The sequence below is a fragment of the Streptomyces sp. NPDC005648 genome, from assembly GCF_040605395.1.
In the GTDB taxonomy this organism is placed as follows: Bacteria; Actinomycetota; Actinomycetes; order Streptomycetales; family Streptomycetaceae; genus Streptomyces.
The window spans coordinates 89454-106356 of the sequence record NZ_JBEXCS010000004.1; the positions used below are offsets into that span (position 1 = coordinate 89454).

The window sequence follows — 16903 nt, forward strand, 5'->3', positions numbered from 1 at the left end:
ACGTGCATGCAAACCCCCACCTGTCTGGCTGCAGAGCTCCGACTCCCCACGAACGGGCTCGACTACACGATCCTCGGCATCTACTTCGCCGTGGTCCTGGGCATCGGTTTCGCCGCCCGCAGATCGGTGAAGACCAGCCTCGACTTCTTCCTCTCCGGTCGCTCACTGCCGGCCTGGATCACCGGCCTCGCCTTCATCTCCGCCAACCTGGCCGCCACCGAGATCCTCGGCATGGCCGCGAACAGCGCACAGTACGGCGCGTACACCGTGCACTGGTACTGGATCGGCGCCATCCCCGCCATGGTCTTCCTCGGCCTGGTGATGATGCCGTTCTACTACGGCAGCAAGGTGCGCTCGGTCCCCGAGATGCTGCTGCTGCGCTTCGACAAGTGGGCGCACCTGCTGAGCTCGGCGCTGTTCGCGTTCGCCGCCATCCTGATCGCCGGGGTGAACCTGTACGCGCTCGCGATCGTCGTCGAGGCGCTGCTGGGCTGGCCGCAGTGGGTGGCGATCGTGGTCGCCGGCGCCTTCGTGCTGGCGTACATCACCCTGGGCGGTCTGTCGTCGGCGATCTACAACGAGGTGCTGCAGTTCTTCGTGATCCTCGCGGCCCTCATCCCGATCGTGGTGCTGGGCCTGAAGAAGGTCGGCGGCTGGGGCGGCCTGACCGACAAGCTCACCCACACCCACGGCGCGAACTTCACCACCGCGTGGGGCGGCACCGGCATCGGCAGCAGCAACCCGCTGGGCGCCAACTGGCTGACCATCGTCCTGGGTCTGGGCTTCGTGCTCTCCTTCGGCTACTGGACGACCAACTTCGCCGAGGTGCAGCGCGCCCTGTCGGCCAAGAACCTCAGCGCGGCCCAGCGCACCCCGCTGATCGCCGCGTACCCGAAGGTCTTCATCGTGTTCCTGGTGATGATCCCCGGACTGGTGGCGGCGGCCGTGGTCCCCGGCTTCGGCACCACCAAGTCGGGCTACCAGTACAACGACGCCATCCCGTACCTGATGGAACAGCTGCTGCCGAACGGTGTCCTGGGCATCGCCGTGACCGGCCTGCTCGCGGCCTTCATGGCGGGCATGGCGGCCAACGTGTCGTCCTTCAACACGGTGTTCACCAACGACATCTGGGGGCGCTACGTCGTCAGGGGCCGGGAGGACGCGTACTACGTCCGCTTCGGCCGCCTGATCACCGTGATCGGCGTCTGCGCGTCGGTGGGCACGGCGTTCCTCGCCTCCTCCTTCTCGAACATCATGAGCTACCTGCAGACGCTGTTCTCCTTCTTCAACGTCCCGATGTTCGTCGTCTTCATCGTCGGTATGTTCTGGAAGCGGGCGTCCGCGAAGTCCGGCTTCTGGGGGCTGCTCGCCGGCACCGTCTCGGCGATGGTCAACTACTTCTGGATCTACAAGCAGGGCATCATCGACATCCCCTCCGACCAGGGCGCCAACTTCGTCTCCGCGATCGTGGGCTTCGTGGCGGGCGCGGTGGTGATGGTCGCCGTCTCGCTGTTCACCCGGCCGAAGCCGGCCGAGGAGCTGGAGGGCCTGGTCTACGGCACCCGCTCCCCCGGCATGTCCGAGCCGCCGGCCGCCGGCGACGACGCCTGGTACCGCAGGCCGGCCCTGCTGGGCTGGGGAGCCATCGTGCTGGCCGCCGCCTGCTACATCCCGTTCTCGTTCTGATCGAGGGAGGATCGATTCACCATGACTGATCAGCACGGGTACTCCGAGCGGGACGTCCAGCGCGAGGTCACCGAACTCCAGGAGAAGTCGGCGACCGCGGCCCGCATCTTCGACCTGCGGCGCATCATCGGCGGCCTGTTCGTCGTCTACGGCGTCATCGTCACGATCGCCGGGATCACCGACGACCAGTCCGCCATCGACAAGGCCCAGGGCATCAACATCAACCTGTGGACCGGGATCGCGATGCTGCTGCTCGGTGTCTTCTTCCTGGTCTGGCTGAAGCTGCGGCCGACACCGCCCACGGTCCCCGAGGTGACCGCGGAAGACCTCCCGGACAAGCCGACGGCGGAATGACGGAGACGGGCACGGGGCCGGGGGTACGACACCTCCGGCCCCGTCCCCCGGCGCGGGTCACAGCGCTTCCGGGCCCAGCTCCTGCGGCGCCGCGTGCGGTACCGGCCCCGCCCGGTCCAGCAGCCCCGTCCGCGCCGCCAGCGCCGCCGCCTCCAGGCGGGAGCCGACCCCCAGTTTCATCAGGACGCGCTGCACATGGGTGCGGGCGGTGGACGGGGCGATGCCCATGCCGGCCGCTATCAGCCGGGTGTCCTCGCCGTCGGCGACCCGGACCAGGACCTCGACCTCGCGCGGGGTGAGCATCTGCAGCAGCCGCTGGCCCTCGTCGTCGGGCTGGGCGGCGGGGTTGAGGAGCTCGCTGAAGGCTCCCTGGAGGAGCTGCGGGGCGACGGCGGCCTCCCCGGCCCGCGCCTTCATGATGGCCCGCTCCACGCCCTCGATGCGCTCGTCATGGCGTACATAGCCGGAGGCGCCCGCCGCGAAGGCGGCGGCTATGCCGCGGGGGCTGGGCACCGGGCCCAGCACCAGGACCGCCACCTGCGGACGCTCCCGCTTGATCCGCACCACCGGGTCGAAGATCCCCGGCTCGGCCGGTGTGGCCGTCCCCAGCAGGCACACCTCCGGCGCACGCGTGATCACCAGCTCCGCCGCACCCGCGGCCGGCGCCGCCGCGGCCAGCACCCGGTGCCCCCGCAGCTTCAACGCCGAGGCCAGCGCCTCCGCGAGCAGTCGGTGGTCGTCGACCACCATGAGCCGCACTCCCATCGAGCAACCCCCCAGTCCCCCCAATGGATCTCCATGGATGCCCCACTATGGATGCCCACTGGTCCGCGCGGACAGGAGCCCCCTCCCGGCTCCCCCGCTCTTCATGCCCCCGGAAGCTACACGCTTGTTCGACGTTACGCTCCCCCTACTGGTGAGAAGTGCCCCGGATCGACGGAATATCTTGCTTTCCTCGCATTCAAGGGTGATTCAACCGTTGAGGGTTGACCCATCGGGATTCACCCTTGATGCCGGTCGTCAGCCGGTGCCGAACGCGAGCGCCAGGTACTTCTCCCCGGTGCCGAGCCCCTTGTCGGCGTAGTGCGAGGCCATGTAGAGGCGGCCCCGCGCGTACAGGAACTCGGAGATGTCCGGTGACATGGTGAGCTCCGCCATCCGCTGCGCGCTCGTCGCCGGGTTCCTCAGCAGCGTGGTCTGCTGGAAGGAGCCCCCGTCGATGCTGACGATCTGGCTGCCCTTGTCGTACGACGGGCTCTTGTACGCGATCACGTTGCCCTTGTCCATGCGCAGCGGGGTGATCGTGGTGCCGTCGCCCGCGTCGGCGCGCTGGCCGGTCTGCTTGCCGGTGGTGAGGTCGAAGGCGACGATCTCGTTGGTCCGGCTGTAGCCCTTGGTGCCGCTGTGCTCCTCGGTCGGGATGTACAGCCGGTCGTTGCCGACGGCGAGCCCGGAGCAGGCCTCGATCTCCGAGATGGAGTCGCAGCGGGCCGCGTACTGCTTGCCCGGTGCCGAGATATGGGTGATCAGCTTCCCGGTCCTGTCGTCGATCGAGTAGAAGTCCGAGATCTCGCTGCCGTCGCCCGCGGTGTCACCGGCGTCCGCCGCGACGACCAGCGGGTCCGTCGAGACGACCGCCGCGTACTCGATGCCCTGCGCCATCTTGTACTCCGAGATCACCTCACCCGACTTCGGGTCGATGGTCTGGATGTGCAGCTGGCGCTCGCCGTACTCACCGCACTTGAGGACCGCGACCAGCTTCTCGCCGCCGCCGTACCCGGCGTCCCGGCAGCTGTCGTCCTCCTTCGGGGCCCACAACGCCTTGCCGGTGGCGACGTCGAAGGCCGCGCCTCCGGTCAGACCGCCGACGGCGACGGTGTTCGCGCTGACGGTCACATTGCTGAAGTTCATCGGCTGGCCGCCGTAGTCGACGGTCTTCGTCCACAACTTCCTGCCCGCGGCGAGATCGATGGCCGCGACCTGGGTGCAGCCGGCCGAACTGTTCTTCGCCGGCATCCTCGGCTGGAAGAGGACGGCCGTGCGGTGGTCGTCGGTGGTGTGGGAGCTGGCCTCGCAGACCGGGCCGGGCAGCTTGATCGTCCACAACCTGGTGCCGTTGTCGGGGTCGTAGCCGTCGATCTCGGCGACCCCGCTCTTCACATACGCCTTGTCGGTGAGCCACGACCCGGACACCACGGTGGTCCCGTCGACCTTCGGCGACGCCAGCGCGAACAGCCGCCGGGCGCCGGGATCGGAGGGCACCTTCTCCTCGCCCTTGCCGTCCGCGCCCCCACCGCCGGTGTCCTCACCGCCGCCGGTACCGCCGCTGGAACCGGCGGTGTCGTCCTTCTTGCCGTCGCCGCCCGAGCCGGAGGTGGCGATCCAGACCCCGCCGACGACCAGCGCGAGCGCGGCGACCACGGCGACGACGATCACCGGCGCCTTGCTCCTGCCCGGGCCGCCTGGCTGCCCGACGGGCGGGTAGGGCGGCACGGGCCCCTGCGGGTAGCCGTAACCGGCCTGCGGACCGTAGGGGTTGGGCTGCTGCGGGTAGGGCGGGGCGGGCTGACCGTAGGGTGCGGCCTGACCGTGGGGAGCGGACTGCGGGGCCGGGTAGCCGTACGGCTGCTGCGGGGGCGGGGGCGTCTGCGGGGGCTGGGGAGCGCCGTACCCCGGCTGCTGTGGGGGCTGGGGCGCTTGCGGGTGGCCGTAGCCCGGCTGTGGGGGCTGCTGGGGGGCGCCGAATCCCGGCTGCTGGGACGGCTGTTGGTCCGGGGGCGGGCCGAAGCCGCCCTGCCGCGGGGGCTGCTGGGGTTGCTGGGGCGGTGGGGGCTGGGTCATGGCGTGGGTACCTCGTGAGCGGACGGCGGGGACGGCCGTGGGGGCGGGGTCGGCGTGAAGTGCCCTTGCGGGAAGGCACGGTGCTGCTCGGAAGGCGTCACTTGCCGAAGGCGAGCATCAGCTTTCCCTTCGAGTCGTCGTTGCCGCTGATCCGGGTGGTCGAGAGGAAGAAGCGTCCGCCGACCCAGTCGAAGTCCTTGGAGAACATGCCGCTCTCCAGGTCCGCGGTGGTGGACGGGTTCTGCAGCAGCTTGGCCGGGGTGTGGCTCGAACCGCCCGTCGCGATCGACACCACCTGGCCGCCCGCGTCGTACGACGGCTCCACATAGGCGATGAGCTTGCCGCCCTCCACCCTGACCGGCAGCATCGACTCGTCCGCGGGGGACTTGACGCGCCACTTCTCCTTGCCGTCGGCGAGGTTGATCGCGACGATCTCGTTCGGCCCGGTGGTGGCCTCGGTCGGCAGGTACAGGGTGTTCGCGTCGGCCGCCACTCCCTCACAGCCCTGCAGATCGCGGTCGAGGACTGCCCACCCGCACTGGGGCGCGAAGTCCTCGTCGAAGCCGACCTGGGAACGGAAGGCTCCCTTGCTGCCGAAGGTGGAGATGTTCCAGGCCTTCTTGTCCTCGTTCGTGCTGTAGACGACGAGCGGATCGACGGAGTACGTCCGCGCGACCTTCCAGCCCTTGCCGAACTTCTGCGTCCACCGGACCTTGCCGGTCCTCGGGTCGAGCTCCTGGATCTCGTCGTGCTCGTTCGTCTCGCCGGCCTCGCAGGACGCGACGGAGACCAGCTCGGCGCCGCCCGCGAACGCCGTGGGGAAGCAGGCCTTGCCGTACCTGGCCTTCTCGAACAGCTTCTTCCCGCTGTCGATGTCGTACGCCACCCCGGACTGCGCCCGCCCCGCCACCACCGTCTTCCCGGTGACCGTCAGCGACACGGTGACGGTGTTGTCGAACAGCGCGCCGTCGGCGAGCTTCAGGCTCCAGCCCTTGGCACCGGTGTTCAGGTCGAGTTGCTGGAGCATGTTGCACTTGGCGTCCTGACTGCTGCCGCTCTCGTACGCCACCACGATCTTGTCGTCGGCCGACTTCTGCGAGGTGACCGAGCAGATCTTCTGCGGGAAGGTGACGGTGCCCCAGGCCGGCTCGCCGTCGGCCACGTCGAAGGCGAACACCTGCTTGTACGCCGCCTTCACGGCCGTCTTGCCGGTGATCCACATACCGGGTGCGTCGGCGCCGGAACCGGGCGCGTCCGGCGGCGACTTGTACCAGAGCACCTTCGCGTCGCCCGGCCGGCGGCCCGAGTTGAGGTTCTCCGGGTCGGAGCCGCCGCCGGAGCCGCCCGTGGTGCCGGACGCGGTGGGCCTGGGGTCGTCGCTCCGCCGGGCGACCGGCTTCTTGTCGTCGCCCCGGCCGCTCACCGCGTAGACGGTGCCGCCGATGACGGCCAGCGCGGCCACCACCGCGCCGACGACCAGAACGGGCCTGCCCTTGAAGGGGTTGCCGGATCCGGAGGGCGGGGTACCGGGCGCACCGGGGTACTGAGGCTGCGACGGATAGCCGTACCCGGCCTGCTGCCCATACGGCCCCGGCTGCTGCGGCTGCCCGTACGGGGCGGGTTGGCCGTAGGGGCCGGAGTAGGGCTGGGCGTAGGGCACGGGGTTCGGCTGCGCGTAGGCGCCGGGCTGTTGTGGGTACGCGCCCTGCTGCGGAGGCGTCTGGGGCGGCGGAGGGGCCTGCGGGTAGCCGTACGCGGGCTGCGGCGGGGCCTGTGGGGGCGGCGGGATGTGGGGCGGGCCCGGGGGTGGCGGCGGGGCGCCGAAGCCTCCCGGTGGTGGTCCCTGCGGTGGTGGGTTCTGGGGCGGGCCGAAGCTGCCCGGTGGCGGCTGGTCCGGTGGCTGTGTCATCCGCGTTTCCCCCGTTCGATGACATTTTTCTAGCCACGCCCCGAGGTGTGTGACGCCTCGGAGTCGTACTCAGAAGTTCTCAGGCGGCCCTTTCTATCACTCGGGACTGACAACGCACCGGGCCGGACCGCCCCCTGTTCCCAAGGGACGACCGGCCCGTGATGCCGTCGTTACGCGCCCGTGCGCGGCTTCACCCGAGCTTCACGCGTCCTCGGCGAGTTCCAGCCAGCGCAGCTCCAGTTCCTCGCGCTGCCCGGCCAAGTCCCGCAGCTCGGCGTCCAGTTCGGCCACCTTCGCGAAGTCGGTCGCGTTCTCGGCGATCTGGGCGTGCAGCTTGGTCTCCCGCTCGGAGACCTTGTCCAACTGCCGCTCGATCTTCTGGAGTTCCTTCTTGGCGGCGCGCTGGTCGGCGGCGCTCCTCTGCGGGCCGCCGTCCTCCGCCGTCGTCCTGTCCGCGGCGGGCGCGGCGGTCGCGGCCACCGCCTCCTCCATCCGCTGCCGGCGCTCCAGGTACTCGTCGATGCCGCGCGGCAGCATCCGCAGGGTGGCGTCACCGAGCAGGGCGAACACCCGGTCGGTGGTGCGCTCGACGAAGAACCGGTCGTGGGAGATGACGATCATCGAACCGGGCCAGCCGTCGAGGAGGTCCTCCAACTGGGTCAGGGTCTCGATGTCGAGGTCGTTGGTGGGCTCGTCGAGGAAGAGGACGTTCGGCTCGTCCATGAGCAGGCGCAGCAGCTGGAGCCGGCGCCGCTCACCACCGGACAGGTCGCCGACCGGCGTCCACTGCTTCTCCTTGTTGAAGCCGAACGTCTCGCACAGCTGCCCGGCGGTCATCTCGCGCCCCTTGCCGAGGTCGACGCGCTCACGGACCTGCTGCACCGCTTCCAGCACACGCAGGTTCGGGTTCAGCTCGGCCACCTCCTGGGAGAGGTAGGCCAGCTTGACCGTCTTGCCGACGGTGACCCGCCCGCCGACGGGCTGTGTCTCGCCCTCCGTGCGGGACGCCTCCGTCATCGCCCGCAGCAGGGACGTCTTGCCTGCGCCGTTCACACCGACCAGGCCGATGCGGTCGCCGGGGCCGAGCTGCCAGGTGACGTGCTTGAGCAGCACCTTGGGGCCGGCCTGGACGGTCACGTCCTCCAGGTCGAAGACCGTCTTGCCGAGCCGCGAGGAGGCGAACTTCATCAGCTCGGAGCTGTCCCGGGGCGGCGGCACGTCCTTGATGAGCTCGTTGGCGGCCTCGACCCGGAAGCGCGGCTTGGACGTACGCGCGGGTGCGCCACGTCGCAGCCAGGCCAGCTCCTTGCGGACCAGGTTCTGCCGCTTGACCTCCTCGGTCGCCGCGATCCGCTCACGCTCGGCACGCGCGAAGACGTAGTCCGAGTAGCCGCCCTCGTACTCGTGGACGTCGCCCTTCTGCACGTCCCACATGCGCGTGCACACCTGGTCCAGGAACCAGCGGTCGTGCGTGACGCAGACGAGCGCGGAGCGGCGCTCGCGCAGATGGCGGGCGAGCCAGGAGATGCCCTCGACGTCGAGGTGGTTGGTCGGCTCGTCGAGGACGATCAGGTCCTGTTCCTCGATGAGCAGCTTGGCGAGCGCGATACGGCGCCGCTCGCCGCCGGAGAGGGGCGCGATGACCGTGTCCAGGCCCTGCGGGAAGCCCGGGAGGTCCAGCCCGCCGAACAGCCCGGTCAGCACGTCCCGGATCTTGGCGTTGCCCGCCCACTCGTGGTCGGCCATGTCCCGGATGACCTCGTGCCGCACGGTGGCCGCCGGGTCCAGGGAGTCGTGCTGGGTGAGCACGCCCAGGCGCAGCCCGCCGGAGTGCGTGACCCGCCCGGTGTCGGCGCCCTCCAGCTTGGCCAGCATCCGGATGAGGGTGGTCTTGCCGTCGCCGTTGCGCCCCACGACCCCGATCCGGTCGCCCTCCGAGACGCCGAGGGAGACGCCGTCGAGAAGGGCACGAGTGCCGTACACCTTGCTGACGTTCTCGACATTGACCAGATTGACGGCCATTACTCTCCTGCCCCGGGGGATCGATCAGCCTCCCAGCGTAGTGCGCGCCGGTCGGTGACCTGTCCCCGAGCGGGCCGACCTGTGGACAACTCACGAACTCGCAGGTCAGCGAGCGGCGGCCGTGCGGACCTCGCCGAGCAGGTCGTACATCGTCCGGCCGGGGCAGTCGGTCTGCAGCCAGTCGCGGTGGCCGCTGACCGTGTTCACGTCCTTGGTGACGCCGTTGACCGGGTTCACGAAGGTCGTCCTGCCCGTCGGGTCGAGGCCCTTGAAGCGGGAGATCACCTTGATCAGGCGGATCAGCGAGGCCTTGGCCGCGTCGGTCGGGCCCTGGTCGACGAGGGTGCCGATGAGCGCGATGCCGAGGTTGCCGGAGTTGAAGCCGGCGGTGTGGAAGGCGGTGACCAGGTCGCCGTCGGTGTCGAAGGCGGGGATCGGGTCGTCGCCGGAGTAGCGGCCCTCGTAGACGGTGCCTGCCTCGTCGATCAGGAAGTGGTAGCCGATGTCGCCCCAGTCCAGGGTGACCGCGTGGTACTCGTAGATCCCTCGTACGGTCGCCGCCGGGTCCGGATCGTTGTTCGGGGTGTCCGTGTGGTGCACGGTGATCGTCTGCAACGCGTAGTACTTCTCGGGCGAGTTGACCTGCCCGTTCTTGTACCGCTTCGACTCGTCGGCGCCCCAGGCGGGCCGCGACAGATAGCGCACGCCACGCACGCGTGTCGGCTCCGACGGCACCTGGAAGGTGCGGGCCGGTCCACGGGCGGGGTCGATCGCGAGCGAACGCACCTCCGTCGTGCCGCTGTCCGCCGTCACCTCGTACGTCTTGGCGTTGCCGGCCGCCACCAGGGCCGTACCGCCGCCGTCGACGGTCGCGCAGCCGCCGCTCAGCTGCTGGAACGCGGAGTCGCCGGGGAAGCGGATCGCGGCGCCGTGCTGGGCGCCGCTCCAGCGCAGGGCGACATAGGAGGCGGCGAAGGAGGTCGTGGCGGTACCGGTGCCGGTGGCTGCGGCCGAGCGGGTCGCCGGGAACTGCTCCCGCGTCGTAGCGGAGCCGCCGCTGCCGTTGCCACCGGAGCCGGAGCCGGAGCCGGAGTCGGTCGCCGCGAAGACCGCCGGGGTCAGGGCGGCGGCACCGGCCACGGCCACACCGGCGCCGATCGCACCACGACGGGACAGAGACCGCTTACGACGGTGGTCGGACGTGGGGGCGGGTATGGGGCCGGGCACGGGGCTGGAGCCGGAGCTGGGTGTGGGTGTCGATGTGGGGGTGGGGGGCTGGGACACGGGGGTGATCCTTCGGCTGTGCAGAGTCGTACGCAGGGCAGCAAGCGCTTGAAGTATCAATGGACCCTATCCGCCCCACCCGCACCACCAGTACCGCCGTCGCAGTACATCCGTGTGGAGATCGGGCGAAGATCCCAAGAGACGTCCACGAGTTGACCGCCTGGCGAAACCGCGCGAAGTCGTCAGCCGCCGAGCACGGTCGCTCCCGGCGCGGGCCCCGAAGTCGTCCGCACCGAACGGCACGTACCTGAACTCCCCAGCGCCTCCGCCACCTTGAGCGCCGACTCCGCGTCCCGTACGAGGAACGCCGTGGTCGGGCCCGAACCGGAGACCAGCGCCGCGAGGGCGCCCGCGGCGCGGCCCGCCTCCAGGGTGTCCGCGAGTTCCGGGAAGAGCGAAAGGGCGGCGGGCTGAAGGTCGTTGGAGACGGCGGCGGCGAGCGCGTCCGGGTCACCCTTCGCGAGGGCGTCCAGGAGCGGCTGCGAGGCGACGGGCTCGGGGACGTCGCGCCCCTCCGCGAGCCGGTCGAACTCCCGGAACACCGCCGGCGTCGACAGCCCCCGCTCGGCCATCGCGAACACCCAGTGGAACGTGCCGCCCACCTCGAGCGTGCGCAACTGCTCGCCTCGCCCGGTGCCGAGCGCCGCCCCACCGACCAGACTGAACGGCACGTCGCTGCCCAACTCCGCGCAGATCGCGAGCAGTTCGGCCCGCGAGGCACCTGCCCCCCACAGTGCGTCACAGGCCAGCAGCGCCCCCGCGCCGTCCGCGCTGCCGCCCGCCATACCGCCGGCGACGGGGATGTCCTTGGCGATGTGGATGTGCACGGCGGGCTCGACACCGCGCCGCCCGGCCAGCGCGATCGCGGCTCGCGCCGCCAGATTCGTACGGTCCAGAGGCACCTGATCCGCATCGGGCCCCTCACAGGTGACCCGCAGCTCGTCGGCCGGTGTCACGGTCACGTGGTCGTACAGCCCCACCGCGAGAAACACATTGGCCAGGTCATGAAACCCGTCGGCCCGAGCGGCGCCCACCGCGAGCTGCACATTGACCTTGGCGGGGACGCGGACGGTGACACTCACTGGGGACCGGGCTCCTTGTTGTCGGCGGGGGGGGTGTGGGGGGTGTGGGGGGCTTGGAGGGCGTGAGGGGCGTGCAGGGTGTCAGCGGGGCGCCCGGCTTGAGAGGAGCTGTCGGCGCGCTCGGCGTCGGAACCGGGGTCGGTGTGCGCGGCGTGGGGGGCGCGCTCGGCGTGAGGGGCGCGCTCGGCGTGAGGGGCGCTGTCGGCGGACGCGGTGCCGGGGGCGCTGTCGGCGGGCGCGGGGCGCTCGGTGTGGGGGACGCGCTCGGCGTGCTGGGACTGCGCGGGGCGCTCAGCCGGCTCGGCGCGCTCGGCGTGGGCGGAATCCTGCGCGCCCCGCTTGCCGTCGGCACGACCGGCGCGTTCGGCAGTGCGGGCGCCCTCGGCATTGTCCGCACGCCCGGCGCGTGCAGAAGTCCGCGCGCCTCCCGCATTCGTTTCACGCCCGGCGCGCGCACCAATCTCCGCGCCCCCCGCCGGGCCCCTGTTCTCCGCGATCCGCGCGAACTCCTCCACCGTGAGCGACTCTCCCCGAGCCTGCGGCGAGACCCCCGCGGCGACCAGCGCCGTCTCCGCCGCCGCGGCCGAACGCGCCCAGCCGGCGAGGGCCGCGCGCAGCGTCTTGCGGCGCTGCGCGAAGGCGGCGTCGACCACGGCGAACACCTCGCTCTTCGAAGCGGTGGTCTTGATCGGCTCAGCCCTGCGCACCAGAGCGACGAGGCCGCTGTCGACGTTCGGCGCGGGCCAGAAGACGTTCCGCCCGATCGCACCGGCCCGCTTGACCTCGGCGTACCAGTTCGCCTTCACGGACGGGACGCCGTACACCTTCGAGCCGGGCGCCGCGGCCAGCCGGTCGGCGACCTCCGACTGGACCATGACGAGGGTGCGCTCGATGCTCGGGAAGGTGTCGAGCATGTGGAGGAGGACGGGAACGGCGACGTTGTACGGCAGGTTCGCCACCAGCGCGGTCGGCGGCGGGCCCGGCAGCTCGGTCACGTGCATCGCGTCGGAGTGGACCAGCGCGAAACGCTCGGCGCGCTCCGGCATGCGCGCCGCGATCGTCGCGGGCAGCGCGCCGGCCAGCACGTCGTCGATCTCGACCGCGGTGACCCGCTCGGCGGCCTCCAGCAGCGCCAGCGTGAGCGAACCGAGCCCCGGGCCGACCTCCACCACCACATCCTCCGGCCGCACCCCGGCGGTACGGACGATACGGCGGACCGTGTTCGCGTCGATCACGAAGTTCTGACCGCGCTGCTTGGTGGGACGCACACCGAGCGCGGCCGCGAGCTCACGGACGTCGGCGGGCCCGAGAAGGGCGTCTGGTGCGGGGTTGCTGCTCACGGGACAAGGGTACGGGGCATGACTGGCCGGTCATGCTGCGCGGAGCCGCGGTACGCGCCCGGGCCAGGGGGCCCACCGGAGCCGCCACCCGCCACCCCGCACCCCTCACCCCTCACCCCTGCAACCGCCTCCCACAGTGCGGCCAGGGATTCGACCCTCGCCGTACGTAGAGCTTCTTCGCGCGGAACGTCTGTTCCTCCGCCGTCGCGTCCTGCGGACGCCCGCTGCCCCCGAGGCTGTGCCAGGTCCGGGTGTCGAACTGGTACAGCCCCCCGTACGTCCCCGAGGGGTCGACCGCGTTCGGCCGCCCGCCCGACTCGCACGCCGCGAGCCCGTGCCAGTTCAGCCCGTCCGCGCCCCGCACGGATGTCGGCATCGGCTTCGTCCCCACCTTCACGATCTGCTTCCGCGGCTTGCGCACCACCTCGGAGCCGGTCCTGCGCGGTTTCTGCTTGACGCCGTTGACGGTTCGCAGGGCGTACGTGTCCCGTCTGAGCCCGACCTGCCCCGCCTGCTCGACGACCTCCGTCCCCTTGAACAGGGTGGGGTCGTCCGTCCGCTCCGTCTCGAACGGGATGGGCTCCTCGCGGATCTCCTCCGTACCGGTCACCCGCAGCACCGTCACCGCCTGCCCGTCCCGCGGGAAGCTGTCTCCCGGTACGGACGTCATGTCCTCCCCCTGCAGGGTGACGCCCGCCTCCTCGACCACGTCCCGCACGGTCGCCGCGTTCGTCCGCACGGTCCGCGCACGCCCGTCGGCCACGACCGTCACCGAGCGCTCCGTGCGCACATCCAGCGAGAGCCCGGCGCGTCCGATCGCCTGGGAGCGCGACACGGACATGTACGCCCCCTCCGCACGCACCCCCAGCTGGTCGAGCGCCTCCTGCACCGTGTGCGCCGTCGTCCACACCTCACGCCGGTGACCGTCGAGCGTGAGCCGCACGGGACGCCCGTAGTGCACCGCCACCTCGTCACCGCTCGCGAGCGCGGAACCGGGGGCGGGCGCCACCACGTCGTGCGCCCCCACGTCCACGCCCTCCTGCGCGAGCAGCTCGTCCACGTCGTCCGCGAAGGTGTGCAGGGTGCGTGGCTTGCCGTCGACCGTCAGCTCGATCGCCTTGTCCTTGGCCACGAAAGCGGTGGTGCCGCCGGCCAGGAACGCGACCACCAGCGCCTGCGGCAGCAGGCGGCGCACGCAGCTGTCCGCACGCTCGGCGCTCCGCACCTTGCGTCGGCGCGCACCCCGCCCACTCACCCCGGCGCGCGCATCCTCATCGAGCGCCCCACCACTCACCGCACGCCCCACCTGGCGCGGCAGCGCCCCCTCGGGCGTCTCGCGCGCCTCGCGAACACCACCCGCCTCGTAAACTCCCCGCGCAGCATGCCCACCCAGCGCCTCATACGCCGGCGCGTACGTGTCCTCGTACGCCCCCGGCATCCCGAACGCCACCGTCTGCGCGCTGTGCACATCGAAACCGTCGTACACCGACGGCCGCTGTCCCACCGGTGCCTGCGCTGCCAGCGCCTCCTGCGGTGCCGCCGCCGGCACCGCCGCTTCGGCCACCCCCGCGCTTCTCACCGCGGGGCGGCCGTATTCCTCGTACGTCTCGTAGCTCTCGTACGTCTCGTACTGCGAGTTGCTCACGCCGACACGCTCCAGGGGCCGTTGGGGTCCAGAGGGGTCCGGATCGGGCCCACAGAACCTAGCGGAGGCGTTCGTCACTCTCCAAAGCGACGCGGCTACGCACAGTCGTACGTTATGGGTCAGTAACCGAAGGCGCGGGCCGTGTTCGAGGCGAGTGCCGTCGCCAGCGCGTCCTCGTCGATGCCCCGGACGGCGGCCATGGCGCGCACCGTGACCGGAACGAGATACGGGGCGTTGGGCCGTCCGCGGTACGGCGCGGGCGTCAGGAAGGGCGCGTCGGTCTCCACCAGGAGCAGCTCCAGGGGGGCCACGGCGACGGCGTCCCGCAGGTTCTGGGCGTTCTTGAAGGTGACGTTGCCGGCGAAGGACATGAAGTACCCGGCGCGGGCGCAGATCTCGGCCATGTCGGCGTCGCCGGAGTAGCAGTGGAAGACGGTGCGCTCGGGGGCACCCTCTTCCTTGAGGACGCGCAGTACGTCCGCGTGCGCCTCTCGGTCGTGGATGACGAGGGCCTTGCCGTGGCGCTTGGCCATCTCGATGTGGGCGCGGAAGGAGCGCTCCTGCGCCTCCTTGCCCTCCGGGCCGGTGCGGAAGTAGTCGAGGCCGGTCTCGCCGACGCCCTTGACGTGCTCGAGTGCGGCCAGGCGGTCGATCTCGGCGAGCGCCTCGTCGAGCGCCCCCGCGCCCCCTGGTTGCCGCGCGCCCTGGCGGGACCAGCCGTCGGGGTCTCCGTGGACGATGCGGGGGGCCTCGTTCGGGTGAAGGGCGACGGTCGCGTGGACGCTCTCGAAGGCTGCGGCGGTCTCGGCGGCCCACTGGGAGCCACGTATGTCGCAGCCGACCTGGACGACGGTCGCCACGCCCACCGACGCGGCCTTGGCGAGCGCCTCCTCCACCGTGCCGGACTGCATGTCGAGGTGGGTGTGGGAGTCCGCGACGGGCACCCGGAGGGGTTCCGGGAGCGGCGGCGCCGCGTTCTTGTCACTGGAGTTGGGGGAGGCCATGCCCCGATCCTACGAAAGGGGCATGGCCTCCCGGCTCGCGGAGCGGTCGAACTCGCGGAGCCGTTGAGCCCGTGGAGCGGTAGAGCCGGCGGAGCGGTCAGCTCGCCTTGCGCTGGAAGGCGTGCAGCAGATCGGAGAGGTGCCAGTGGTGAGGTTCCTTGACCTCCGCGCCGCTCGCGCCGTCCTCCGCGCCGCCCGCGCCCCCCGAACCCTCCGCGGCCGACTCGGGCGCCCCCACGGGCCCCGCCTGCGGGACGTGCCGCTGGGTCTGGTGCCGGTGCGCCGCGTCGCGTGCCGAGGAGACCTGCCCCGGCCGCATGATCCGTACGACATGGCTGTCGCAGTTCTGGCACGTGGGCTTGGACAGCGGGGACGGGACCACCTGGCCGCCCGCGACGTACATCACGAACTCGTGGCCCTCGGCGTCCCTGTGGTGCTCTATCTCGTACGACTGCTCCCAGCCGCTGCCGCAGCGCATGCAGGCGAAGGAATACGACTCGTGCACGACTGCGGTCGCGCCGCCCCGGAGGCCGGTCTGCCCTGCGATCTCGCTCATGCCAGCTCCTCTTAGCTGCTGGACAAAGGGACCGATGCGTCCCTTCGTCCAGTAAGACGCTTCGGGAGCCGCGAGCGCATCAGGGCTGTCGACTGTTGGATCCGATTTGGACTTTCCTTGCCATAACACCCTGGGGACAGCGTCAGGACTTTGCTTTTCACGACCGCCCTTTGCCGTCCCGTGGGGCGCGCGCTCAGCAGAGATGCGCCCTGCTCAGAGGGGGTGTGGCGCAGTTCACGAAAGCCTCACGAACCGCCCGTGGAAGCGGCGTTCTTCGCGGCCACAACCGCGTCGAAGACCTCCCGTTTGGGCAGTTTGGCCTCGGCGGCGACGGCCGCGATGGCCTCCTTGCGCCGCTCCCCCGCCTCCTCACGCACACGGACCCGCCGTACCAGCTCGTCGGCGTCCAGTTCCCCGGGCCCCTTCTCGGGCGCCCCCTCGACTACGACGGTGATCTCACCGCGCACGCCTTCGGCGGCCCACGCGGCCAGCTCGGCGAGCGGACCGCGCTTGACCTCCTCGTACGTCTTGGTCAGCTCCCTGCAGACGGCCGCCCGCCGCTCGGCGCCGAACACCTCGGCCATCGCGGCGAGGGTGTCGTCGAGCCGGTGCGGGGCCTCGAAGTAGACGAGCGTGCGCCGTTCCTCGGCGACCTCGCGCAGGCGCGTCAGCCGCTCGCCCGCCTTCCTCGGCAGGAAGCCCTCGAAGCAGAAGCGGTCCACGGGCAGCCCGGACAGGGCGAGCGCGGTGAGCACGGCGGACGGGCCGGGGACGGCCGTGACCCGGATGTCCTTCTCCACCGCGGCCGCGACCAGCCGGTAGCCGGGGTCGGACACGGACGGCATGCCGGCGTCGGTGACGAGCAGGACACGCGCGCCGTTCACGAGTTCCTCGACCAGTTCGGGCGTACGAGCGCTCTCGTTGCCCTCGAAGTACGACACCACGCGCCCCTTGGGCGTGACGCCCAGCGCCTGTGTGAGCCGCCGCAGCCGGCGCGTGTCCTCGGCGGCGACGACGTCCGCCCCCGCGAGTTCCTCGGCGAGCCGGGGCGGCGCGTCCGCGATGTCACCGATGGGGGTACCTGCCAGGACAAGGGTTCCAGTCACGCCCCCATCCTCCCAGGGCGTGACGCGACCGAACGCATTCGAGCCCTTACCTTCCATGCACGGGACTCACACAG

Annotated in this window: 12 protein-coding genes and 1 pseudogene; 2 read left to right on the forward strand and 11 right to left on the reverse strand. The window is 71.1% G+C overall.

Annotated features, from left to right (window positions below):
* Positions 1–6: 6 nt before the first annotated feature.
* Complete coding sequence (locus ABZT17_RS03660; protein WP_356343221.1) at positions 7–1686, forward strand: sodium:solute symporter family protein; 1680 nt, start codon at positions 7–9, stop codon at positions 1684–1686.
* Between the two features lie 21 nt (positions 1687–1707).
* Entirely contained in the window at positions 1708–2040 is a 333-nt protein-coding gene (locus tag ABZT17_RS03665; protein ID WP_356343223.1) for a hypothetical protein, read from the forward strand.
* 57 nt (positions 2041–2097) lie between these two features.
* On the opposite strand, the gene ABZT17_RS03670 is transcribed toward ABZT17_RS03665, so the two are convergent.
* The 11 genes and pseudogenes from ABZT17_RS03670 to rsmI form a co-directional block, all read right to left on the reverse strand.
* Positions 2098–2805, reverse strand: coding sequence for a response regulator transcription factor (locus ABZT17_RS03670; RefSeq protein WP_356343225.1), 708 nt, complete (start codon positions 2803–2805; stop codon positions 2098–2100).
* Between the two features lie 255 nt (positions 2806–3060).
* A complete protein-coding gene (locus tag ABZT17_RS03675) occupies positions 3061–4881 on the reverse strand; it encodes a PQQ-binding-like beta-propeller repeat protein (RefSeq protein WP_356343227.1) in 1821 nt (606 codons plus the stop codon).
* Positions 4882–4978: 97 nt separating this feature from the next.
* On the reverse strand, positions 4979–6790 hold the full coding sequence (locus ABZT17_RS03680) for a PQQ-binding-like beta-propeller repeat protein (RefSeq protein ID WP_356343230.1): 1812 nt from the start codon (positions 6788–6790) through the stop codon (positions 4979–4981).
* 201 nt (positions 6791–6991) lie between these two features.
* Entirely contained in the window at positions 6992–8812 is a 1821-nt protein-coding gene (locus tag ABZT17_RS03685; protein WP_356343232.1) for an ABC-F family ATP-binding cassette domain-containing protein, read from the reverse strand.
* A 105-nt stretch (positions 8813–8917) separates the two neighbouring features.
* Positions 8918–10096, reverse strand: coding sequence for a peptidoglycan recognition family protein (locus ABZT17_RS03690; RefSeq protein WP_356343234.1), 1179 nt, complete (start codon positions 10094–10096; stop codon positions 8918–8920).
* A 182-nt stretch (positions 10097–10278) separates the two neighbouring features.
* A complete protein-coding gene (locus tag ABZT17_RS03695; RefSeq protein ID WP_356343236.1) occupies positions 10279–11178 on the reverse strand; it encodes a 4-(cytidine 5'-diphospho)-2-C-methyl-D-erythritol kinase in 900 nt (299 codons plus the stop codon).
* Positions 11179–11660: 482 nt separating this feature from the next.
* Positions 11661–12518: pseudogene (gene rsmA / locus ABZT17_RS03700) on the reverse strand (16S rRNA (adenine(1518)-N(6)/adenine(1519)-N(6))-dimethyltransferase RsmA); the annotation flags it as partial.
* A gap of 112 nt (positions 12519–12630) precedes the next feature.
* Positions 12631–14163 (reverse strand): ubiquitin-like domain-containing protein, encoded by a 1533-nt coding sequence (locus ABZT17_RS03705; RefSeq protein WP_356343238.1) that lies wholly within the window; start codon positions 14161–14163, stop codon positions 12631–12633.
* A gap of 119 nt (positions 14164–14282) precedes the next feature.
* The gene (locus ABZT17_RS03710; RefSeq protein ID WP_356343240.1) at positions 14283–15167 is read right to left on the reverse strand and encodes a TatD family hydrolase; all 885 of its coding nucleotides are present in this window, start codon (positions 15165–15167) and stop codon (positions 14283–14285) included.
* A 97-nt stretch (positions 15168–15264) separates the two neighbouring features.
* The gene (locus ABZT17_RS03715) at positions 15265–15723 is read right to left on the reverse strand and encodes a hypothetical protein (protein ID WP_356343242.1); all 459 of its coding nucleotides are present in this window, start codon (positions 15721–15723) and stop codon (positions 15265–15267) included.
* Positions 15724–15968: 245 nt separating this feature from the next.
* Entirely contained in the window at positions 15969–16829 is an 861-nt protein-coding gene (gene rsmI / locus ABZT17_RS03720) for a 16S rRNA (cytidine(1402)-2'-O)-methyltransferase (RefSeq protein WP_356343244.1), read from the reverse strand.
* Positions 16830–16903: the final 74 nt, after the last annotated feature.

What these genes read in the sequence shown, in the direction of transcription:
- ABZT17_RS03685 (WP_356343232.1), bottom strand. Translation starts at nt 8,812, where the DNA reads ATGGCCGTCAATCTGGTCAATGTCGAGAACGTCAGCAAGGTGTACGGC.
- ABZT17_RS03665 (WP_356343223.1), top strand. Translation starts at nt 1,708, where the DNA reads ATGACTGATCAGCACGGGTACTCCGAGCGGGACGTCCAGCGCGAGGTC.
- ABZT17_RS03670 (WP_356343225.1), bottom strand. Translation starts at nt 2,805, where the DNA reads ATGGGAGTGCGGCTCATGGTGGTCGACGACCACCGACTGCTCGCGGAG.
- ABZT17_RS03675 (WP_356343227.1), bottom strand. Translation starts at nt 4,881, where the DNA reads ATGACCCAGCCCCCACCGCCCCAGCAACCCCAGCAGCCCCCGCGGCAG.
- ABZT17_RS03660 (WP_356343221.1), top strand. Translation starts at nt 7, where the DNA reads ATGCAAACCCCCACCTGTCTGGCTGCAGAGCTCCGACTCCCCACGAAC.
- ABZT17_RS03680 (WP_356343230.1), bottom strand. Translation starts at nt 6,790, where the DNA reads ATGACACAGCCACCGGACCAGCCGCCACCGGGCAGCTTCGGCCCGCCC.
- ABZT17_RS03710 (WP_356343240.1), bottom strand. Translation starts at nt 15,167, where the DNA reads ATGGCCTCCCCCAACTCCAGTGACAAGAACGCGGCGCCGCCGCTCCCG.
- ABZT17_RS03715 (WP_356343242.1), bottom strand. Translation starts at nt 15,723, where the DNA reads ATGAGCGAGATCGCAGGGCAGACCGGCCTCCGGGGCGGCGCGACCGCA.